16 protein-coding genes are annotated in these 20,982 nt (G+C 74.8%); 5 read left to right on the plus strand and 11 right to left on the minus strand.

What is annotated here, in order from left to right; genetic code table 11:
* Positions 1 to 32 precede the first annotated feature (32 nt).
* A complete protein-coding gene (locus B5D80_RS05795; RefSeq protein WP_425437168.1) occupies positions 33 to 1,706 on the plus strand; it encodes a glycoside hydrolase family 13 protein in 1,674 nt (557 codons plus the stop codon).
* 367 nt (positions 1,707 to 2,073) lie between these two features.
* Here the strand turns inward: B5D80_RS05795 and B5D80_RS05800 are convergent, their stop codons facing one another.
* The 3 genes from B5D80_RS05800 to xylA all read right to left on the minus strand — a co-directional run bounded on the left by B5D80_RS05800 (position 2,074) and on the right by xylA (position 6,285).
* Positions 2,074 to 3,486 (minus strand): MFS transporter, encoded by a 1,413-nt coding sequence (locus B5D80_RS05800; protein ID WP_088642843.1) that lies wholly within the window; start codon positions 3,484 to 3,486, stop codon positions 2,074 to 2,076.
* Between the two features lie 139 nt (positions 3,487 to 3,625).
* A complete protein-coding gene (xylB, locus tag B5D80_RS05805; RefSeq protein WP_088642736.1) occupies positions 3,626 to 5,086 on the minus strand; it encodes a xylulokinase in 1,461 nt (486 codons plus the stop codon).
* A gap of 11 nt (positions 5,087 to 5,097) precedes the next feature.
* Positions 5,098 to 6,285 carry a xylose isomerase gene (xylA, locus tag B5D80_RS05810; protein ID WP_088642737.1) on the minus strand — a complete coding sequence of 396 codons (1,188 nt, stop codon included), beginning with the start codon at positions 6,283 to 6,285 and terminating at the stop codon, positions 5,098 to 5,100.
* A 71-nt stretch (positions 6,286 to 6,356) separates the two neighbouring features.
* Here xylA and B5D80_RS05815 point away from each other — a divergent pair, with 71 nt between their 5' ends.
* The 3 genes from B5D80_RS05815 (at position 6,357) to B5D80_RS05825 (ending at position 10,473) form a co-directional block, all read left to right on the plus strand.
* Positions 6,357 to 7,619: an ROK family protein gene (locus B5D80_RS05815; protein WP_088642738.1), complete on the plus strand. Its 1,263-nt coding sequence runs from the start codon at positions 6,357 to 6,359 to the stop codon at positions 7,617 to 7,619.
* 131 nt (positions 7,620 to 7,750) lie between these two features.
* Positions 7,751 to 9,427, plus strand: coding sequence for a PP2C family protein-serine/threonine phosphatase (locus B5D80_RS05820; protein WP_211291411.1), 1,677 nt, complete (start codon positions 7,751 to 7,753; stop codon positions 9,425 to 9,427).
* Positions 9,424 to 10,473: a cobalamin B12-binding domain-containing protein gene (locus tag B5D80_RS05825; RefSeq protein ID WP_245854270.1), complete on the plus strand. Its 1,050-nt coding sequence runs from the start codon at positions 9,424 to 9,426 to the stop codon at positions 10,471 to 10,473. Before B5D80_RS05820 ends, B5D80_RS05825 begins: the two co-directional genes overlap by 4 nt.
* A gap of 8 nt (positions 10,474 to 10,481) precedes the next feature.
* Here the strand turns inward: B5D80_RS05825 and B5D80_RS05830 are convergent, their stop codons facing one another.
* Positions 10,482 to 10,988, minus strand: a complete 507-nt coding sequence (locus tag B5D80_RS05830; protein ID WP_088642739.1) for a MarR family transcriptional regulator — start codon at positions 10,986 to 10,988, stop codon at positions 10,482 to 10,484.
* A gap of 94 nt (positions 10,989 to 11,082) precedes the next feature.
* Here B5D80_RS05830 and B5D80_RS05835 point away from each other — a divergent pair, with 94 nt between their 5' ends.
* Positions 11,083 to 12,216 (plus strand): PP2C family protein-serine/threonine phosphatase, encoded by a 1,134-nt coding sequence (locus tag B5D80_RS05835; RefSeq protein WP_088642740.1) that lies wholly within the window; start codon positions 11,083 to 11,085, stop codon positions 12,214 to 12,216.
* A 38-nt stretch (positions 12,217 to 12,254) separates the two neighbouring features.
* Here B5D80_RS05835 and B5D80_RS05840 read toward each other — a convergent pair whose 3' ends face one another.
* From B5D80_RS05840 to B5D80_RS05870, 7 genes are all read right to left on the minus strand, one after another.
* Positions 12,255 to 13,742 carry a sugar transferase gene (locus tag B5D80_RS05840; RefSeq protein WP_088642741.1) on the minus strand — a complete coding sequence of 496 codons (1,488 nt, stop codon included), beginning with the start codon at positions 13,740 to 13,742 and terminating at the stop codon, positions 12,255 to 12,257.
* Positions 13,743 to 13,956: 214 nt separating this feature from the next.
* Positions 13,957 to 15,699, minus strand: a complete 1,743-nt coding sequence (locus B5D80_RS05845) for a substrate-binding domain-containing protein (protein ID WP_088642742.1) — start codon at positions 15,697 to 15,699, stop codon at positions 13,957 to 13,959.
* 165 nt (positions 15,700 to 15,864) lie between these two features.
* Positions 15,865 to 16,959: a lactonase family protein gene (locus tag B5D80_RS05850; protein ID WP_088642743.1), complete on the minus strand. Its 1,095-nt coding sequence runs from the start codon at positions 16,957 to 16,959 to the stop codon at positions 15,865 to 15,867.
* Positions 16,960 to 17,004: 45 nt separating this feature from the next.
* Positions 17,005 to 17,607 (minus strand): GTP-binding protein, encoded by a 603-nt coding sequence (locus B5D80_RS05855; protein WP_088642744.1) that lies wholly within the window; start codon positions 17,605 to 17,607, stop codon positions 17,005 to 17,007.
* On the minus strand, positions 17,588 to 17,977 hold the full coding sequence (locus tag B5D80_RS05860; RefSeq protein ID WP_088642745.1) for a DUF742 domain-containing protein: 390 nt from the start codon (positions 17,975 to 17,977) through the stop codon (positions 17,588 to 17,590). The genes B5D80_RS05855 and B5D80_RS05860 overlap by 20 nt, the downstream gene beginning before the upstream one ends.
* The gene (locus tag B5D80_RS05865; RefSeq protein ID WP_088642746.1) at positions 17,967 to 18,389 is read right to left on the minus strand and encodes a roadblock/LC7 domain-containing protein; all 423 of its coding nucleotides are present in this window, start codon (positions 18,387 to 18,389) and stop codon (positions 17,967 to 17,969) included. Before B5D80_RS05865 ends, B5D80_RS05860 begins: the two co-directional genes overlap by 11 nt.
* On the minus strand, positions 18,389 to 20,731 hold the full coding sequence (locus B5D80_RS05870) for a sensor histidine kinase (protein WP_088642747.1): 2,343 nt from the start codon (positions 20,729 to 20,731) through the stop codon (positions 18,389 to 18,391). The genes B5D80_RS05865 and B5D80_RS05870 overlap by 1 nt, the downstream gene beginning before the upstream one ends.
* Between the last annotated feature and the right edge of the window lie 251 nt (positions 20,732 to 20,982).

The following is a 20,982-nucleotide window of genomic DNA, read 5'->3' on the forward strand; positions in this document are numbered from 1 at the left end:
CGGCTCGACCGGCTCGACACAGGGAGAAGGCTCTGAACACCGACGCGAGGCAGCAGGAACAGTCCGTGGGCGTGGCCCCCGGATGGTGGACCGAGGCCGTCATCTATCAGATCTATCCGCGTTCCTTCGCCGACTCCGACGGTGACGGCATCGGTGACCTGCCCGGCATCACCGCCCGACTCGGGCACCTGGCCGAGTTGGGTGTCGACGCCGTCTGGCTGTCGCCGTTCTACCCGTCGCCGCAGGCCGACGCGGGCTACGACGTCGCCGACTACCGCGACGTCGACCCCCTGTTCGGCAGCCTGGCCGACGCCGACAGGTTGATCGCCGAGGCCCGAGCGAAGGGCCTCAAGGTCATCGTCGACCTGGTGCCCAACCACACCTCGTCGGCGCACAGGTGGTTCCGGGCCGCCGTCGCCGCCGCCCCCGGCAGCCCCGAGCGGGCCCGGTACATCTTCCGCGACGGCCTCGGCCCGGACGGTGCCGAGCCGCCGAACGACTGGCAGAGCGTCTTCGGTGGCCCCGCCTGGACCCGGCTCGTCGAGCCGGACGGTCGGCCCGGCCAGTGGTACCTGCACCTGTTCGACACCGCCCAGCCGGACCTCAACTGGGACAACCCGGAGATCCGTGCCGAGTTCCTGGACGTGCTCCGGTTCTGGCTGGACCGGGGGGTCGACGGGTTTCGGGTGGACGTGGCGCACGGCCTGATCAAGCAGGCCGACCTGGCCAACTGGGAGGAACCGCAGGAGATCCTCTCCGGCAACGAGGCGGACAAGCCGCGCCCGCCGATGTGGGACCAGGACGGCGTCCACGAGGTCTACCGCGACTGGCGGCGGGTGCTGGACTCCTACGACGGCGACCGGATCCTCGTCGCCGAGGCGTGGGTGGAACCGGCCGAACGGATCGCCCGCTACGTCCGCCCCGACGAGATGCACCAGGCGTTCAACTTCGAGTACCTGCTCGCCGCCTGGACGGCTCCCGCCCAGTACGCGGTGATCACCCGCTCGCTGGAGGCCACCGACGCCGTCGGCGCCCCCACCACCTGGGTGCTGTCCAACCACGACGTCATCCGGCACGCCTCCCGGATGGGCCTGTCCGCCAAGGGCGGCCGACCCAACGGCATCGGCATCGGCGACCCGCAGCCGGACGCCGCGCTGGGCCTGCGCCGGGGCCGGGCGGCCACCCTGCTGATGCTCGCCCTGCCCGGCTCGGCCTACCTCTACCAGGGCGAGGAGTTGGGGCTGCCGGAGCACACCACGCTGCCCGACGAGTCCCGGCAGGACCCGACCTGGGAGCGCAGCGGTCACACCCAGCGCGGTCGGGACGGCTGCCGGGTGCCGATCCCGTGGGAGGCCGACGCCCCGTCGTACGGCTTCGGCCCCACCGACGCCAGTTGGCTGCCGCAGCCACCGCTGTGGGCCGAGTACGCCCTGGACCGGCAGCGGGGGGTGCCCGGCTCGACGTACGAGACGTACCGGACCGCGTTGCGGCTGCGCCGCGAGCACGCCCTCGGCCGGGGGACGCTGGAGTGGCTCTCCTCCGGCGACGAGGTGCTGAGTTTCCGCAACGGCGGGTTGACCGTGCTGACCAACTTCGGCGCGGCCGCGGTGCCGCCGCCGGCCGGGGAGCTGCTGCACAGCAGCGCCCCGCTGGACGCCGACGGCCGGGTTCCCACCGACGTCACGGTCTGGGTCCGGCACTCCTGACCCACTCCCGGCCCGAACTCCGGCCCCGGCGCTCAGCCGGTCCGGGGCCGGAGTTCGGACCCGGACCGGAGTGGGTTCGGACCCGGACCGGGCCGGGGTTGCCCTGGTGGCCCGGATCTGCCGGCGAGCCGTCTCCCCGGGGCGGTGGTTCGGTCGCCCCCCGATCCCGCCCCCGGCGGTGATTCGTTGGCGTCATCAGCTCGAAAGGACCCGACCGAGGTATCCATCCCCGACAGCGACCAGTTGCGCCGGACGGGGGCGGCGCAAGGATCCTGCGCGCAGGCGACAGGCGCTGACAGCACGGACGCCCGCATGACGACCGCCGACGCGGGAACGGACAGCCCGGGGCGGGGCCAGCACCAGCAGGTCAGTGGCGGTCGGCGCGGTCGTGCAGCAGGTCCCCCACCGCGGCGATGTCACCGGGCGACGTGCGGGAGGCCAGCCAGTACATCAGCCCGGTGGGGATGAAGAAGAGCTGGAACGCGGCCAGCCCGACGGCGTAGTTCAACGGCGGCGGGAAGGCCGCCCGCAGCGCGTGGAAGGCCGCGCCGACCAGCCCGTTGCCGGCGGCCCGGCCGACCCCGTTGACCAGGTTGCCCAGGCTGTAGACGGTGCCCCGGTGCTCAGGCGGGTTGACGTCGGCGATCAGGGCGAACCAGTTCGGCGAGTTCGCCGAGGTCAACGCCAGCGCGACGACGGCGGTGAGCAGGCTCAGCCCCACCGTCGGCTCGGTCACCACGCTGGCCAGCACCGCACCCACCACCGCGCCGGTGCCGCCGCCGTCGGGCACGTCGATCCGGATCGGCACGAAGAACAACACCAGGTAGAACGGCAGCGCCGCGAGCACGCCGACCGCCGCGACCAGGGCCCGCCCCCGGGGGGTACGCCGTTGCAGCGCGTCCCCGGCCAACCCGCCGACGATGGAGAACACCCCGCCGAGCTGGAACAGGGTGGCGAAGACGCTGCCCACCACGACCGCCGTCGCCGTCGAGTAGCCCTGCCCCTGCGCCCGCTCGGCGAACAGCACCGGCAGCCACACCAGCGACCCGAACGCCGCCTGCGCGGTGAGGCCCTGCAGGATCAGCCACCGGTTGGTCCGCCGACCCAGGATGCGCGGCAGGTCGGAGCGGGTGATCCGGTAGTCGTAGTCGACGCCGGCCTCGATCGCCGCGGCCAGCTCCGGTTCGCTCTGCCCGCGCCGGATGTCGTAGGTCAGCAGGTAGGCCACTGTGGCGGCCAGGCCGACCACGGTGAGCAGCAGGAACGGGCGTCGCCAGTCGGTCGCGCCGAGCAGCCCGCCGGTGAGCGTGCCGGCCAGGGTGCCGACCCCCTGGGACAGCCCCCAGAAGCTCATCACCAGCCCCCGGCGGCGCGGGGAGATCAGGTCGGTGACCACGGAGAACCCGACCGAGCCGACCGCGCCCAACCCGACCGCGGCGACCAGCTGCGCGGCGAGGAACGTCGGGAAGCCGGTGGCGAACGCGCTGCCACCGGTGCCGGCCGCCCAGACCAGCGTGCCGACCATCAGCAGCGGCTTACGGTTGGTCCGGTCGCCGACGTACGCCCAGGCCACCGCCGCGACCGCACTGACCAGGAAGCTCACCGCCGTGACCAGGCCGAGCATCCGCTGCGGCACGCCCAGCGCCCCGGAGATCGGCCCGTACAGCGGCGGCACCAAGCCGATCGCCACGTTGTCCAGGGAGGCGAGCACCACGAACACCACGACGCTGTAGAGGCGGTGCGCCGCGTTCCCGCGCCGGGAGGTCCTGCTGCCGGTCATGTCCGGCAGCCAACCAGGTGCGCCTACCGGGCCGACGGGCACCCCCGCCCGGACCGGCCCACCCGGGGCGGAACCGGTCGTCGGCCGGTGACCGGCCCCCCGTGCGCCGGTCACCAGCCGACGTCGTCGGTCGGGTGGGTCACTCCCCGGGCACGGCCACCCGGTCGAGGGTGTGGTCGCGGGCCTCGGCGTACCGCTGGCGGATGGCGGGGACGGGCTCCGCCGCGTACTCCTCGGTGTCCTTCGGTGCCCAGTCCGGTGGCGTCGCGCCACCCAGGGCGACCCAGGCGGCCTGGCGGGCCGCGCCGTCGGCGACGTACTCCCCGGGCGGCGGCACCACCACGGGACGGCCGAAGACCTGCGGCGCGATCCGGCGGACCGCCGCCGAGCGGGCCCCGCCGCCGACCAGGATCACCCGCTCGACCGTCGCGCCCTGGGCGACCAGCGCGTCGAGGCCGTCGGCAAGTGCGCAGAGCATCCCCTCCACCGCCGCCCGGGCCAGGTGCGCCGGGGTGGCGGTGCGCAGGGTGAGGCCGTGCACCGCGCCGGTGGCGGTGGGGCGGTCCGGGGTCCGCTCCCCCTCCAGGTAGGGCACCATGACCAGGCCGTCGGCCCCGGGTGGGGCGCTCAACGCCAGGTCGGACAGGGTGTCGAGGTCGACCCCGAGCAGGGTCGCCGCCGAGTCGAGCACCCGGGCGGCGTTGAGCGTGCAGACCAGCGGCAGGAACCGGCCGGTCGCGTCGGCGAACCCGGCCACCGCGCCACCGGCGTCGGCGGCCGGCGTGTCCGCCACCGCGAAGACCGTGCCCGAGGTGCCGATCGAGACGACCACGTCGCCCGGACCGGCACCGACCCCCAGCGCGGCGGCGGCATTGTCCCCGGTGCCGGGGCCGAGCAGGACGTCCCCGCCCGGCACCGCCCGGCCGTCGCCGAGCACGGCCGGGTCGAGCACGCCGGCCTGCGCGGCCGGACCGAGCACCGTGGGCACCTCGACGACCCGGCCGAACGCCTTCTCCAGCAGGTCGGGGCGGTACTGCCCGGTCACCGGCGACCAGTAGCCGGTGCCGCTGGCGTCACCCCGGTCGGTGCGCAGCGCCGCCAGGCCGGGGGCGCCAGCCAACCGCCAGGTCAGCCAGTCGTGCGGCAGGCAGACGGCGGCGACCCGGGCGGCCCGCTCCGGCTCGTGCCGGGCCAGCCAGCGCAGCTTGGTGGCGGTGAAGCTGGCCACCGGGACCAGCCCCACCGCGTCGGCCCAGAACCGGCGGCCGGTCTCCCCGCCGCCGGCCTCGGCGATCAGGTCCCGGGCCGCGTCGGCGGACCGGGTGTCGTTCCACAGCAGCGCCGGCCGGACGACCTCGCCCGCCTCGTCGAGGCAGACCATGCCGTGCTGCTGACCGGCGACCGACACGGCCGCCACGTCGGCCAGCCCGCCGGCCGCCTCGACGGCGGCCAGCAGGGCATCCCACCAGGCCCGTGGGTCGACCTCGGTGCCGTCCGGGTGCGGCGCGCGGCCCTCCCGGACCAGCGCGCCGGTCTCCGCGTCCCGGACGACCACCTTGCAGGACTGGGTGGACGAGTCCACCCCGGCGACGAGCGGCATGCCGGGCCGCCTCAGCGCGCGCCGAGCAGGTGCTCGACGGCGAGCTGGTTGAGCCGCACGAAGGCGAAGCCCTTCGCGGCCGTCGCGTCCACGTCGAACTCCTCGAACGCGGACCGGTCGGCGAGCAGCCCGGCGTAGCCCTCGCCGTCGCCCAGCGTCGGGCTGGCCAGTTCGCCGACCTTGCTGGCGGCGAGCGCCTCGACCACCTCCGGGTCGGCCCGGAACGCCGCCGCCCGCTCCTTGAGCAGCAGGTAGGTCGCCATGTTGGCCTCGGCCGACGCCCACACCCCGGCGATGTCCTCGGTGCGGGAGGGCTTGTAGTCGAAGTGGCGCGGGCCGTCGTACGCCGGGCCGCCGTTGGGGCCGCCGTTCTCCAGCAGGTCGACCAGGGCGAACGCGTTCATCAGGTCGCCGTGGCCGAAGACCAGGTCCTGGTCGTACTTGATGCCGCGCTGGCCGTTGAGGTCGAGGTGGAACAGCTTGCCCTGCCAGAGCGCCTGGGCGATGCCGTGGGCGTAGTTGAGGCCGGCCATCTGCTCGTGCCCGACCTCGGGGTTGAGGCCGACCATCTCGGGGCGGGCCAGCTCGGAGATGAACGCCAGCGCGTGCCCGACGGTGGGGAGCAGGATGTCGCCGCGCGGCTCGTTCGGCTTGGGCTCGATGGCGAACCGCAGGTCGTAGCCCTGGTCGACGACGTACTGGCAGAGCACGTCGACGGCCTCGCGGTAGCGGTCCAGCGCGGCCCGGATGTCCTTGGCGACGTCGTACTCGGAGCCCTCCCGGCCGCCCCACATGACGAAGGTCTTGGCGCCCAGCTCGGCGGCGAGGTCGACGTTGCGCAGCACCTTGCGCAGCGCGTAGCGGCGGACGTCGCGGTCGTTGCTGGTGAACCCGCCGTCCTTGAACACCGGGTGGGTGAACAGGTTGGTGGTGACCATCGGCACGACCAGACCGGTCTCGTCGAGGGCCTTGCGGAACCGGGCGAGCTGGGCCTCCCGGGCGGCGTTGTCGGCACCGAACGGGATCAGGTCGTCGTCGTGGAACGTGATGCCGTACGCGCCCAGTTCGGCGAGCCGGTGCACGGCCTCGACGGCGTCCAGCTCGGGGCGGGTGGCGTCGCCGAACGGGTCACGGGCCTGCCAGCCCACCGTCCAGAGCCCGAAGGAGAACTTGTCGGCAGGGGTGGGACGGGGTGCCATGGCGGACCTCCGGTGGGGATGATGGTGGCGGTGGGGTGGGTCACCCGCAATTTGTTCAGTGGTTGAATTAAATGGCCGTGCTGTGGCACTGTCAAGGGGTGACCGACACCCGGACCGCCGGCGCGGTCCGCCAGGGCAGCCTGCGCGAACTCAACCTCGCCGTGGTGCTGCGGCGGATCGCCGCGACCGACCGGCCGCCCTCCCGGGCCGAGATCGCCGCCGACACCGGCCTGACCCGGGCCACCGTGTCGGCCGTCGTCGACGACCTGATCGCCGGCCGGCTGGTCACCGAGGCCGACCCCGCGCCCCGCACCGGCGCCGGCCGCCCCGCCCGGGGACTGCTGCTCGGCGACACCGGGCCGGCCGGGCTCGGCCTGGAGGTCAACGTCGACTACCTCGCCGCCTGCGTGGTCGACCTCACCGGCGCGGTCCGGCACCACGAGGTACGCCGGGTCGACCTGCGCCCGCTCTCCCCCGCCGACGCGCTCACCGACCTGGTCGCCCTGGCCCGACGGGCGCGGACCGCCGCCGACGACGCCGGCCTCGGCCTGGCCGGGGCGGCCCTGGCCGTGCCGGGGCTGGTCGACGCGCGCGGCCTGGTCCGGCTCGCCCCCAACCTGGGCTGGCGGGACGTCGACGTGCCGGCCCTGCTCGCCGGCCACCCCGCCCTCACCGACCCGGTCGACGGGGTGCCGCCGCTGGTGGTGGAGAACGAGGCGAACCTCGCCGCGCTGGGCGAGCTGCACGCCCGTCCCGGGGGCCCGCAGAGCTTCCTGCACGTCTCCGGCGAGATCGGCATCGGCGCGGGGATCGTGCTCGACGGGGCGCTGTTCCGGGGTTCCCGGGGGTGGAGCGGGGAACTGGGCCACGTACCCGTCGATCCGGGCGGCCCCACCTGCCGCTGCGGGGCGCGCGGCTGCCTGGAGACGTACGCCGGGCAGGAGGCCGTGCTGGCCGCGGCCGGGCTGGCCGGGGTGGACCTGCCAGCCGACACCGCCGCCCGCCGGCTGGCCGACCTGGCCTGCTCCGGCGACCCGGCCGCGCTCGACGCGCTGCACGCCGCCGGCACCGCGCTCGGGGTGGCCGTCTCCGGGGTGGTGAACCTGCTCGACCTGGACACCGTCGTGCTCGGCGGCGGGTACGCGACCCTGGCGCAGTGGCTGTGCCCGCCGGTGCTGGCCGAACTCGACGCCCGGGTGCTCACCAGCGGGTGGTCCCCGGTGACCGTCCGGCCGGCGGCGCTCGGGGCCGAGTCGGCGGCCGTCGGCGGGGCCGGTGCGGTGGTACGCCGGATCATCGCCCGGCCGTCCGGCTGGCTGTCCCGGCCGGGGTGACCCCCGCTTCCTCGCTGGCCGATCGCCGGCCCACCTCGGTACGCTTTCCCTGCGGCAACCAAATTTCCTACCGAGGAGAGCACTCCCAGCATGCGCAGAGGTCGACAGACCGACGCGCCCGGCGACCGGCGGTGACGACGACCCACCGGGACGGGCACGCCGGCCCGGTGAGCGGGGGCGGACAGGTCTCCCCCGCACCGGCCCACCCGTCGCCGGACGGCCCGCTGCCGGCCGACCCGCAGCTCGCCCGGGAACTGCTCGACGGGCTCGCCGAGGCGGTGGTCACCACCGACCGCGCCGGGCGGGTCACCCTGGTCAACGCCATGGCCGGGCAGCTCCTGCCCGAGCTGACCCCCGGCACCGACCTGACCCGGGGAACCGTGCCGGCGCTGACCCGCGCGGTCACCGGCGACACCGCGACGTTCGACGCCGAGCACCGGGGACGCCGGCTGCGCGGGGTCTGCCGTCCCCTGGCCGGCGGGGGCTGCGCCTGGTACGTGCGGGACGTCACCGACGAACACGCCCGCACCGACGCGTTGCTCGCCGAGCGTTCCCGCACCGCGTTCCTGGCCCGGGCCGGCAGCCGGCTCGGGCTCTCGCTGCACCGCGAGCAGACCCTGCGCAGCGCCGTCACCCTGCCCGTGCCCTACCTGGCCGACGCGGCGCTGGTCGTGCACCGGCCGCCGCAGCCCGGCGAGGACGTCCCGCACTGGCTCCGGTACGCCGACGGCGACCCCGCCCCGGTCGGTGGGATCGCCGACCCGGAGCTGACCGGCGCGGTCCCCGGGCTCGTCGAGGCGCTCAGCGGCGCTACCACCGACCCCAGTCCCTGGCTCGACGCCGAACTGGCCGACCTGGACGCCGTGCTGCCGCCGGAGTTCGGCCGCCCCGGCACCGTGCTGACCAGCCCGATGCCCAGCGCCGGCGGACCGGCCGGCGCGCTGATCCTGGTCCGGCGGGTCGGCCGGCCCGGCTTCGACCAGCGCGACATCGAGCTGGCCCGGGAGTTCGCCGCCCGCGCCGGCTCCGCGGTCGCCGCCGCCGAACTCTACGGCGAGCAGGCCCACCTGGCCCGGGTGCTCCAGCACAGCCTGCTCCCCCCGGAACTGCCCCCGGTGCCCGGCGTCACCCTCGCCGGCGGTTACCGCTCCGCCGGGGACAGCCTGCGCATCGGCGGCGACTTCTACGAGGTCTTCCGCACCGCCACCGGGGCCCTGTTCGCCCTCGGCGACGTCTGCGGCAAGGGGGTCGGCGCGGCCGTGCTCACCGGCCGGGTACGCCAGTCGTTGCAGACCCTGCGGCTGGTCGAGCAGCGTCCCCGGGAGCTCGTCACCCTGCTCAACCGGGCGCTGTTCGACTCCCCCGACGCCGCCCGGCGCAGCCAGTTCACCACCCTGCTGCTGGGCACCACCGAACCGGGGGACGACGGCGGCCTGCGGGTCCGTATCGCCGGCGGCGGGCACCCGTCCCCGCTGGTGGTACGCGCCGACGGCAGCATCGTCGAGGCCCGGGTGGGCGGGATGCCGATCGGCGCGTTCGCCTCGGCGACCTTCGTCGAGGTGGAGATCCGCCTCGCCCCGGGTGAGCTGCTGCTGGCGTACACCGACGGGGTGACCGAGGCACGCGGCGGCGCGGCGGCCGTCGAGATGTTCGGTGAGCAGCGGCTGCGGCAGGCCCTCGCCGCCGTGGCCGGCCTGCCGCCCGCCGCCGTGATCGACTGGCTGCTCCAACTCGTCGACGAGTGGCTGGACGGAGAGAGCCACGACGACATCGCGATGCTGGCCGTCCGCGCGGCGGACCCGGCGTGAGCCGACCGGACGGGCCGACCGCCGCGGCCCCCGGCCCGCCGGCCGTCCCCGGGCCGGCCGTGGTGGGCCCGGAGGTCGTCGCGGCGTACCTCGACTGTCTGGACCGGGCCGACCTGCCCGCCGCCACCCGGATCGCGACCGGGCTGCTGGACGCCGGCTCGTCGGTGGCCGACGTCCTGGTGGACCTGGTCGCCGTGACCCAGCGCGAGGTGGGGCTGCGCTGGTTGACCGGCAGGTGGAGCGTCGCCCAGGAACACGCCGCCACCCACGTCAGCGAGCGGGTGGTCGAGGCGGTCGCCGCCCGCAGCGGCCCGACGGGCGACCGGGGGCACGTGGTGATGGCCTGCGTCGAGGGCGAGTGGCACGCGCTGGCCGCCCGGATCGTCGTCGAGGTGGTCCGCGCCGCCGGCTGGCGGGTCACCTTCCTCGGTGCCAGCGTGCCGGTCCGGCACCTGGTCTCCTACCTGCACCAGACCGGCCCGGACGCGGTGCTGCTGAGCTGCGTGCAGCCGAGCCGGTTGATCCGGGCGGGGCGGATGATCGAGGCGTGCCGGGCGGCCGGGGTGCCGGTGGTGGCCGGTGGCCCGGGTTTCGGCCCGGACGGCCGCTGGGCCGCCGCCGTCGGTGCCGTCGCCTGGGGGGCGACCGCCCGGGACGCGGCCCGGCTGCTGGCCGGCCCGCTGTGCCCGACGACGCCCACCGGGCCCGTCCCGGCGGCCGGCACCGACGAGTACGTCGCGGTGCTGCGCCGCCGCCGTGACCTCGTGCAGCTCGTGCTCCGCGAGGTGGCCCCGGAGCCCGACCGGGTCGAGGACGTCGCCGGCGCGGTCGCCCAGCTGGTCGACGCGCTGGCCGCGGCGATCCGGGTCGGCGACCCGGGGCTGCTCGTCGAGTTCGTCCGCTGGCAGACGGAGGTGCCCGACGCCCGGGACGGCTCCCCACTGCTGGACACCATGCTCCGGGTGTGCGCCACCGCGCTGACCGAGCACCCGCACGCCGGGAACTACCTGCGTCAGGCCCGGACCCTGCTGACCACGACCCCGTGACCGCCGGATCAGGCCGAACGGGCCGCCGGGGCGCCGTCGCCGGGGCGGGCCCTCGGCGGGGGCGGCGCGGACGGTAACTCGACCACCGGACCGCCCTCCCCCTCCCGGGCCCGCGCCACCCGGTCGAACTCCACCAGCCCGCGCAGCAACGCCCCCCGGCCCTCGCCGCTCATCCCGGCCAGCACGGCGGCGAGCCGCTGCCGGCGGTCCCGGCGCAGCTCGGCCAGGAGGCGGGTCGCCTCCGGGGTCAGGTGCAGGGCGATCTCCCGCCGGTCCGACCGGCCCGGCTCCCGCTCCAGCATGCCGGCGGCGACCAGCCGGTCGCAGAGCCGGCTCGCCGAGGAGAGCAGCATGTTGAGCAGGGTGGCGAGCCGGCGCAGGTTGATCCCGTCGTGCCGTTCGACCACCATGACGGCACGTAACTGCGCGCTGGACAGCCGGCTGGTGGTGCTCTCCCGGGCCGCCTCCCACACGGAGAGCAGGGCCCCTGTCGCGGCGTCCAGCTCGGCGGCCATACTCACGTCTGGTCCGCTAGGACCGCTTTCTTCGGCCATGGTGGGCCCGAGACTACCCCCCGTACCAGGGGATCTGCCCTGTCAGGAGGCGTGCATGACCAGCGGACCCGAGTGCCGGGCCCGACGGGTGCTGACCGAGTCACCCGCGGACCTGCTGCTGGAACGGCTCGCCGACGAGCTGGGGCGGTCCTACCGGATCACCGACGTGGATCTGTTCCAGGTCGACTACCGGCTGTCGGTGCTGCTGCCACTGGGTGGCGGCGACCCGCTGACCGGGCCCGGTCACCCGGCCTGGCGCTGCTACGACCACCAGCAGCCGGTGCTCGCCGACGGGGCCGGCTGGTTCCCCGTCGGCATGCGGGGTGAGCGGCGTGGGGTGCTGCGGCTGGCCCCCGTGCCCGAGGACCGGACGGCGGTCGACGAGCTGACCCGCATCGCCACCGCCCTGGGGCACGAGTTGGCCGCGGTCACCGCCGGCACCGACGTCTACCGGGCCTCCCGCCGGGCCCGGCGGCTCACCCTCGCCGCCGAGATGCAGTGGGAACTGCTGCCCGGGCGCAGCCGGGACCGGCCCTCGTTCCGCCTCGCCGGCCAGCTCGAACCGGCGTACGCGGTGCGCGGGGACAGTTTCGACTGGTCCGACGACGGCACCAGGCTGTGGCTGTCGGCCATCAACGGCACCGGTGAGGGGGTGGCCGCCTCGATGCTCACCGCGCTGGCCACCCACGCGTTGCGCAACGCGCGCCGGGGCGGCCTGGCCCTCGCCGACCAGGTAGCCCTCGCCGACCAGGCGGTCTACGCCCTGCACCGGGGCGAGCAGCACCTGTCCGCCCTGGTGATGGAGCTGGACCTGGCCACCGGGGTGCTGACGGCGGTGGACGCCGGGTCGCCCCGGCTGGTGCTGCTGCGCGACGGCGAGGTCAGCGAGCAGGTGCTCGACAAGCAGTTCCCGCTGGGCATGTTCGAGGGCACCGACTACCAGCACCAGAGCTTCGAGCTGCGCCGTGGCGACCGGCTGTTCGTGCTCAGCGACGGCGTGATCGACGCGACCGGGCAGCACGTCCGGTACGGCGAGACGGCGCTGGACCGGTTCCTGCGGCGTACCGGACCGATGACGCCGATGGACGCGGTCCGTTCGCTCATCGGGGACCTGCGCGCCTTCGTCGCCGGTGACCTGGTCGACGACGCGGTGGTGGTCTGCCTGGACTGGACCGGTCCGCAGGAGTGAGACCGGCCGGCCCGGCGGGTACGCCGCCGGGCCGGCGGTCAGTAGGCTCCGCGTCCGCGCAGCACCGCGCCGAAGGTCTTCCACAGGATGGTCAGGTCGGCGGCGAGCGACCAGTTCTCCACGTAGTAGAGGTCCAGCCGGATGCCGTCCTCCCAGCTCAGGTCGGACCGGCCGCTGACCTGCCAGAGTCCGGTCATGCCCGGCTTGACCAGCAGCCGGCGGGCCACGTCACCGTCGTAGCGGGCCACCTCGGACGGCAACGGCGGGCGGGGGCCGACCAGGCTCATCTGGCCGAGCAGCACGTTGACCAGCTGGGGTAGTTCGTCGAGCGACCACTTGCGCAGCAGCCGCCCGATCCGGGTGACCCGGGGGTCGTCGCGCATTTTGAACATCAGCCCGTTGGTCTCGTTGCGGGCGACCAGCTCGGCCAGCAGCGCGTCGGCGTTGACCACCATGGTGCGGAACTTCAGCACCCCGAACTCCCGGCCGCCCTGCCCGACCCGGGTCTGCCGGAACAGCACCGGCCCCCGGCTGTCCAGCCGGACGGCCAGCGCGATCAGCGCCACCAGGGGCAGCAGCAGTGCCAGCGCCACCGCGGCGGCGGACCGGTCGACGAACTCCTTGACCAGCTTGCGGGCCCCCCGGAACTCCGGTGCCTCGACGTGGATCAGCGGCAGGCCGGCCACCGGGCGGGTGTGGATGCGCGGGCCGGCGACGTCGGTGAGGGCGGGGGCGACGACCAGGTCGATCCCGGTGCCCTCCAACTGCCAGCCCAGCCGGCGCAGCCGGGTCGCGGTCAGCTCGCCGGACGCGGTGACCGCGACGGTGTCCGCGCCGATCGCGGCGGCCGCCTCGGGGATGCCCCGCAGCGAACCCACCACCGGCACGTCGCTGAGCCGCTGCGGCACGGGGGCGAGCAGCGCGTCGGGGATGCACGCGCCGACCACGTGGTAGCCGGCGTACGGCTCCCGGCGCAGGGTGTGCACCAGCTCCAGCACGTGCGCGGTGTCCCCGACGACGAGCACCCGGCGGGACCAGCCGTCGCCCCGGCAGCGGGCCCGGTGCAGTGCCTTGCGGGCGGCGAACCGGGTGGCCACCAGCCCGACGGTGCCGACGGCGAAGGAGATGCCGAGGAAGCCCCGGGACACCCCGACGTCGAAGATGTAGCCGGCGATCGCGATCCCACCGGCCAGGCGCAGGCTCGCCCCGCTGACCCGCCGGTACTCGTCCGCGCCGTAGCCGAGCACCCGGTCGTCGTAGCAGCGCAGCGCCTTGAGCGAGACCAGCCAGACCAGCACGAGGGCCGGCGCCACCACCACGTACGGGATCTCCGACCCGCGCGGCACGGCGTCACCGAAGCGGGTGGCGTAGCCGGCCAGGACCGCCAGCGACAGCACGGCGGTGTCCAGCACCACGAGCGTCCGCACGTAGCCCCGCTGGCTGGACCGGGATCGGGTACCCGCCGGCCGGGCACCGGGTGCCGACGGCGAGGTACGGACGGGCGTGGACAGTGTCGCCGAGGTCACCCAACCTCCCCCACATCACACTTGTCGGCTCCGGCACCGGCGGTCATCCCCGTGGGCCGGCCGCGGAGCACTCCCGACATCCTGCCCCACAATGATGCTCACCTATTGCTTCGGACGCATTACTGTCAGTTTTCCCTTGCCGCCGAGGCGGAGAAATCCCACCACCACACCATTTCTCACCGAATGCAGTGGCCCATGTGCACTGTGCGAGGGCTCAGCGCGGTGCGTTCGGACGCAACGCGATGGCCTTCAGGAAGATGTCACCGATCTTGGACGGGTCCTCGGTGACGAAGGCGCCGCCACCGGTGACGTTGGTGATGGACTGGAGTTCGGCCTTGGAGACCTCGCTGCCGATGCCGATGATGACCACCTGCACCGGGCGCTCCGGGTCGTTGAGCTGCTTGAGCCGGCTGATCAGCGCGCTCTGCGAGATGCCGTTCTTGTCCTCGTTCTTGCCGTCGGTGAACAGCACCACCGAGTTGACCCGGCCGGGTTCCCAACCGTCCTGGACGGTCTTGTACGCCGCCAGCATGGTGTCGTACAGGCCGGTGTCGCCGCTGGACGGGCGGATGCCGGCGAGCCCCTGCTCCAGCTTGCCCCGGTTGCCGGACAGCGGGCTGATCGGCTCGATCTCCCGCCAGTCCCGCGAGCCGACCAGCTCGGTGGAGAAGGTCCACAGCCCGATCGACCAGGAGTCGTCGAAGAGGTTCAGGCCCCGGCTGGCCGCCGCCACGGTCACCTGCTCCCGGCTGGCGTTGTTGGCCGACGGGACGGGGGCCTTCATCGAGCCGGAGACGTCGATGACGCAGAGCATCCGCCCGGACTGGGTGGCGATCGACCAGCCGGAGACCGCACGGTCTATGGCCACCGGGTCCAGGCCACCGGCGGCGGTCCCCCCGGACGGGGGCACGGCCGTACCGCCGCCGGCCGGGCTCGGCGCGCCCTGCGGCGCCTTGAAGCCCTCGCCCCAGTTGCCGTCCGGCGCGCGCAGCGACTGCACGGCCAGCCGGTTCTTGAAGCCCTGCGTGGTGAGCAGCTCGAAGAGCACCTTCGCGGCCGACGCCTTGGCCTGGTCGATCCCGGGGAGCACCGCGTACGGGTAGTCCAGCGGCATCGGCGACGGCTCCAGGTAGAGCGCGGCCAGCGGGATCGGCGGCTTGGTGTTGTTGTAGGCGATGACATCCTCCTCCGACAGCGCGGCGGCACCGAGCGCGCTGGCGATGGAGGTCGGGTCGTTGGAGCGCGGGAACCGGGCCAGCAGGTCCTGCCGCAGCGCCGAGCGGCCGGTGGCCAGCGCCCGCAGGGCGGCAGTGGTCGCCTGCTGCGCGTCGCCGCCCCCGCCGCTGGCCGCGGCGGTCAGGGAGAGCAGGCCGGAGAGCCCGGCGGCGTCCTGGGTCGGCTCGACGATGCCGGCCCGCAGCGGCTTGTCGCCGCGTACGGCGCGCAGCATGTCGTTCCAGGTGAGCTTCTTCTCCGGCCAGCCGAACTTGGTGCTGGCCACCGGCTGCGGCATGGCCACCACGATGGGACTGCGGGCGATCGAGGCGCCGTTGCCGGGGGCGAACGCGGTGGCGCCGCCGCTCTTGAGGCGCAGCAGCCAGGTCGACGAGTCCGGAATCCACACGTCGGGGGTGACCGCGGTGCCGCTGGCCTGTCCCACCCCGGCGAGGCTGGCCCCGTGCTTGCTGGCCACCGCGGCGGCCACCTCCACCGGTTCGGAGGCGGTGACGTTCACCTTGATGCAGGTGCCACCGACCGCCGCCCCGTCCGTCGTCCACTGGGCCGCCGCCGCCTCGACGGCCGGCGCGACCTCGGGCGCGGCGGCCACGGCGAGCTGGATCTCCCCCGAGCAGGACGGTCCGGCCAACTGCTGGTAACCGACCCAGGAGCCGCCGACCACGACGACGAGCGCGGTCGCCGCCAGGGCGGCGCCCGCTCCACGGATACTTGAACGCATGCGATGGCGGCCAGACACGCTGACCATCTTGCGTATCTCGTTCGCTTTCTGCCATGACCGTTCGGACGAAAGTTACGCAGGAGAAACAGTTGATCACTATTTCGGTACCCTGAGTAACTAAATCGTCTCGTGACGTGGCACCGATCCACCCCGGACGGACGTGTGTCAGGGCAGTACGCAGGTCGGACTGCCGGTGGGCACCGGCTCGCCCACCGGCGACGGCACGCCCGACTCGGGGTCGACCCAAAACACCCGGATCATGTCGGCCCGCTCGTCGGCGACGTACAGGTGCCGGCCGGCGAACGCGAAGTGCCGGGGCCACTCCCCGCCGGTGTCGACCTCGTCGACCAGCCGGGGCAACTCCCCGTCGAGGGCGAAGACCGCCACCGTGCCGACCCCCCGGTTGCCCAGGTAGAGGAAGCGGCCGTCCGGGCCCACCGTGATCTCCGACGGCTGGACGTGACCGGCCCGCCCGCTGGCGTCCACCCGGCCCCGCTGGTGCAGCGCCCCGTCGGCGGTCAGCTCGTAGGCGGTCACCGTCGCGTCCAGCTCACCGGCGAGCCAGCACCGCCGCCCGTCGGGATGCCGGGCCAGGTGCCGGGGGCCGGTGCCCGCGACCGCGTGCACCCGGGGCGCTCGGGGGGTCAGCCGGCCGGTCGCGGCGTCCAGGTCGTACCGGTAGACCGAGTCGGTGCCCAGGTCGACGGCGAGCAGCGGGCCGGTGCCGGGATCGGGCGACACCATGTGACAGTGCGCCTGCTCCTGCCGCTGCGGGTCCGGACCGTGCCCCTGGTGGACCACCAGGTCGGTACGTTCCCCGGGCACCCCCTGCCCGTCCAGCGGCAGCACGGCGACGCTGCCCCCGCCGTAGTTGGCCACGAAGAGGTGCCCACCGTCCGGGGCGACCGCCAGGTGCGCCGGCTCGGCACCGCCGGTCGACCGGACCCCCAGCGGGGTCAGCCCGCCGTCGGGACCGACCGCGAACGCGCTCACCTGCCCCTCGGGCAGCTCGTTGACCGCGTAGAGCACCGGCCGGGACGGGTGCCGGACGAGGAAGGACGGCGCCGGGGTCACCGCGACCGTGCCGAGCGGGGTCAGTTCCCCCGACTCCGGGTCCCGCCGGGCGGCGACGATGCCCTCCCCGCGCCCGCCCGTGTCCGCCGTGTAACCGCCGATGTGGACGATCGTCCCCGTCACCGAACCACCCCTCCGCCGAATCCCGCCGTCGCTCCCAGGCTTCCCCCGATCCGCCGCCGGCATCCCCGGTTTCCCGGTTTTCCTCGGCCCGGCAGGGGTGCGGGCCGGTCAGCCTACCGGGACCGGTTCGCCGCGCTGCCGGGCCACGTGCTCGACCAGCGAGATCAGCACCAGCTTGCCGGACTGCCGGTCCCGGGCGTCGCAGAGCATCACCGGCACCTCCGGCTCGATGTCCAACGCCTGCCGCACCGCGTCGACGCCGAACCGGCGGGTGTCCTCGAAACAGTTGACCCCCACCACGAACGGGATGCCACGCTGCTCGAAGTAGTCGATCGACGGGAAGCAGTCGGCCAGCCGGCGGGTGTCGGCCAGCACCACCGCGCCGAGCGCGCCGAAGGCCAACTCGTCCCAGAGGAACCAGAACCGGTCCTGCCCGGGGGTGCCGAACAGGTAGACCTGGAGATCGTCGGTGATGGTGATCCGGCCGAAGTCCATCGCCACCGTGGTGGTCGACTTCCCCTCCACCCCGGACAGGTCGTCGGTGCCGACGCCGGCGTCGGTCAGCACCTCCTCGGTCTGCAACGGGCGGACCTCGCTGAGCGCGCTCACCAACGTCGTCTTGCCGGCGCCGAAGCCACCGGCAATGAGGATCTTGAGAGCCAGCGGCAGCCGGTCCGCTGAGGAGTCGCGATCAGAGCGCACGTAGTCCACTGACCACCGCCTTGAGAATGTCGTCGTCGGGAAGGCCGGCGGCGGCCGGCGGTTCGTGCACGGTGACCAGCCCACGGGCGAGCAGGTCACCGAGGAGCACCTGGACCACCCCGAGGGCGAGATCCAGGTCGGCGGCGAGATCCACCACCGCCACCGGCTGCCGGGCGCACTCCACCAGCCGACGGTGCTCGGGTTGCAGCCCCGGCTGGCCGTACGGGTCGACGCCCGCCGTGGCCAGCACGTAGGCCACCAGGTCGAAGCCGCCGACGGCCGGCCGCACCCGGCCACCGGTCAGGGTGTACGGGCGCACCACCGGACCGGCCGCGCCGTCCAACCACTCGTGCTGGTGACCCGGCTGCTCAGCCCGCATCGGCGATCCCCGCCGCCGCCCTGGCCGGCGCGGTCAGGTTCTCGCCGACCCGGACGACCAGCATCGCCATCTCGTAGGCCACCAGGCCGATGTCGGCGTCCGCCGCGCAGGCCACCGCCAGGCAGGCGCCCTGCCCGGCGGCGGTAACGAAGAGGTACGCCTCCTCCATCTCCACCACCGTCTGCCGGACGCCACCGGCGGCCAACTGCCGGCTGGCCCCCTTGGCCAGGCTGGAGAAGCCCGAGGCCAGCGCGCAGAGGTGTTCGGCGTCGGCCCGGTCCAGCCCGGCGGAGGCACCGAGCAGCAGGCCGTCGGCGGAGAGGACCACCGCCTGCTGGGCCGCCGGCACCCGCTCCACCAGTTCGTCGAGCAACCAGCCGAGATCGGCGTTCTGCCGTGTCGTGTGCACCACTAGGCGTCCCTCTCAGTCGCGGTCGGATCGGGCGTCGCCACCGGGCCGGCCGGCGACGGGGATGTCCCGGCGTCGGACCGCCCCGGGTCGCCGCCCGCGGTCGGGGCGGGTCGGGCCGGCGGGACCGGATGGACGCCGCTGCTGTCCAGCCGCCCCCGGGCGGTGCCGGCCTGCAGGGCCGACATCTGCCGCCGCACCTCCTCGGGGGAGCGGGTGGTGGACGTGTCGGGGCCGGCCGGCGGGCGCGGGGGGCGGGCCACCGGGCCCCGGCGGCGGACCCGGCGGGGCAGGCCGTCGCCGTCGGCGGCGGCCTCCACCGACGAGGTACGGGCCGGCGCGAACGGCAGCACCGTCTGGTCCGGTCGCTCCCGGGTGGTCCGGGTGTTCCGCGGCCGGGGCAGGGTGGTCAGCCGGGTCACCGACGCCGCCGGACGGTCCCGGGTGGGCGGGGCGATCGGCGGCTCCTCGGTGATCAGGTCGGCAGGGAGGCTCACCAGCGCGGTGAGCCCGACCGGCGTCCCGGCCCGCAGGGTGACCCGGACACCGTGCCGGGCGGCCAGCCGGGAGACCACGAACAGGCCGAGCCGGGCGCTGTCGGCCGGGTCGAACTCGGGCGGGGTGGCCAGCCGCCGGTTGGCGTCCTCCACCGCCTGCGGCGTCATCCCGAGCCCGTGGTCGGTGATCTCGACGAGGTAGCCGTCGACGACCGGCGCTCCGGTCACCTCGACCCGGCGCTCCGGCGGGGAGAAGGCGGTCGCGTTCTCGATCAGCTCGGCGAGCAGGTGGATGACGTCGGCGACGGCCCGGCCGAGCAGCCCGGCCGGCTCGACCCGGCCGATGTCCACCCGGTCGTACGCCTCGACCTCGGAGATCGCGCCGCGCAGCACGTCCAGCAGGGCGACCGGCTGCCGCCAGCCCCGGCCCGGCGCCGCCCCGGCCAGGATGACCAGGTCCTCGGCGTGCCGGCGCAGCCGGGTCGCCAGGTGGTCGACGCGGAACAGCTCGGCCAGCTCGTCCGGGTCCTCGGCGCGGCGCTCCATCCGGTCGAGCACGGCGAGCTGCCGGTGCACCAGGCCCTGGCTGCGCCGGGCGAGGTTGAGGAAGACCTCGTTCAACCCCCGACGCAGCGTCACCTCGTCGATCGCCGAGCGCACCGCCACCCGGCTGACCTCGGTGAACGCCCGGCCGACGTCACCGATCTCGTCCGCGCCGTAGGACAGCGGCGGGGCCTCCCGGGCCACGTCGACCTGCTCGCCCCGGCGCAGCCGGGCCACCACGTCGGGCAGCCGGTGCCCGGCCAGTTCCAGCGCCGCGTTGCGGACGGCGGACAACCGGCGGGCCAGCGTCCGCCCGACCCGGACGGCGACCAGCAGCGACACCCCGATCGCGACGAGGCCCAGCACCCCGGCGACGCCGAGACGCAGCAGGATCGTGACGGCGACCGGCACGGACCGTTCGGCCAGCCCGTCGGCCTGGCTGAGTTCGAAGTCGCGCAGCTCCTGCTGGACGGCCTCCTGGCTGACCTGCCAGGTACGCGGGTCGATCGGCGGGAGGCCGGACGGCCCGGCGCTGAGCAGCTGCTCCTGCATGGTGCGGAGCCGGACGAACACCTCCCCCTCCACCAGCCGCTGGTAGGCGGCCCGGTCGGCGGCCGGCAGGTCGGCCACCGCCGACTCGGCGAGGAACCGTTCGTTGGCGATGGTCTGCACCAGCCGCAGGTGCTCGCCCTCGGTGAACCGGCCGGCGACGAACGCACCGGCGAGGATCGCGTCGGTCTGGCCGAGCAGTTCGCGGGAGCGGCCGACCGCGGTCAGGGCGAGCGCCTGACGGTTCAACTCGGCGTCGGGCAGCGCCGCCGTCGCGGCGAACGCCTGGAAGGCCGAGGAGATCATGCCGCTGTACAGGCCGATGGCGCCGGCCCGGTCGACCTGCCGGCGGTCGATGAACCCCCGGCCGGCCGGCAACGCCTCCAGGGCGGCGCCGAGCGCGTCGAGCCGGGCGTTGAGCAGGTCACCGGCGGCGTCCCGCAGCGCGTCGCCGTCCATCGACCGGCGCAGCTCGACGATCGCCTCGTCGGTGCGTCGCCGCTGGTCGGCGAGGGCGGGCAGGGTGCCGGTGCCGGCCAGTTGGATCACCGAGGCCCGGCGCTCCCGTTGCAGCTCGGCCACCACCCGTTCGCCGGGTCGACCGAAGTCCGCAAGCAGGGTCCGGGCGGCGAGCAGGTCGAGCGCCGGCCCGAAGGTCAACGTCGTGGCGAAGATCCAGAGCGCCAGGAGGGCGGCCACCGGGGTGACGACCAGGGCGGTCAGCTTGGCGCGGATCGGCCAGTCGCGGGTGTCCATGAGTCCTCGCCCGGGCGGGAGTGTCGGCGGCGGCGCCGGCACCGACCGGGCGGTTCCGGCATCGATGCCGGGCACCGGCGCGGCACCTTGGGCAGGATACGTAATCCTGACGCCCAGCACTACCGTGCGTCTCCCGGCGTCACCGCTGCGTCGCCGCCCCGCCACCCGACGGGCCGTCCCGGCCGACCGGCGTCCGACCTGGCCGCAACCGGGTTGATCAGGCATCGGCGGTGGCCGCCGGGGGCCCGCGC

The sequence above is a fragment of the Micromonospora wenchangensis genome (assembly GCF_002210435.1).
In the GTDB taxonomy this organism is placed as follows: Bacteria; Actinomycetota; Actinomycetes; order Mycobacteriales; family Micromonosporaceae; genus Micromonospora; species Micromonospora wenchangensis.

Coding starts and splice junctions, on each gene's coding strand:
- B5D80_RS05800 (WP_088642843.1), bottom strand. CDS start 3,486: ATGACCGGCAGCAGGACCTCCCGGCGCGGGAACGCGGCGCACCGCCTC.
- xylB (WP_088642736.1), bottom strand. CDS start 5,086: ATGCCGCTCGTCGCCGGGGTGGACTCGTCCACCCAGTCCTGCAAGGTG.
- xylA (WP_088642737.1), bottom strand. CDS start 6,285: ATGGCACCCCGTCCCACCCCTGCCGACAAGTTCTCCTTCGGGCTCTGG.
- B5D80_RS05815 (WP_088642738.1), top strand. CDS start 6,357: ATGGCCGTGCTGTGGCACTGTCAAGGGGTGACCGACACCCGGACCGCC.
- B5D80_RS05830 (WP_088642739.1), bottom strand. CDS start 10,988: ATGGCCGCCGAGCTGGACGCCGCGACAGGGGCCCTGCTCTCCGTGTGG.
- B5D80_RS05835 (WP_088642740.1), top strand. CDS start 11,083: ATGACCAGCGGACCCGAGTGCCGGGCCCGACGGGTGCTGACCGAGTCA.
- B5D80_RS05845 (WP_088642742.1), bottom strand. CDS start 15,699: ATGCGTTCAAGTATCCGTGGAGCGGGCGCCGCCCTGGCGGCGACCGCG.
- B5D80_RS05850 (WP_088642743.1), bottom strand. CDS start 16,959: ATGCCGGCGGCGGATCGGGGGAAGCCTGGGAGCGACGGCGGGATTCGG.
- B5D80_RS05860 (WP_088642745.1), bottom strand. CDS start 17,977: ATGCGGGCTGAGCAGCCGGGTCACCAGCACGAGTGGTTGGACGGCGCG.
- B5D80_RS05870 (WP_088642747.1), bottom strand. CDS start 20,731: ATGGACACCCGCGACTGGCCGATCCGCGCCAAGCTGACCGCCCTGGTC.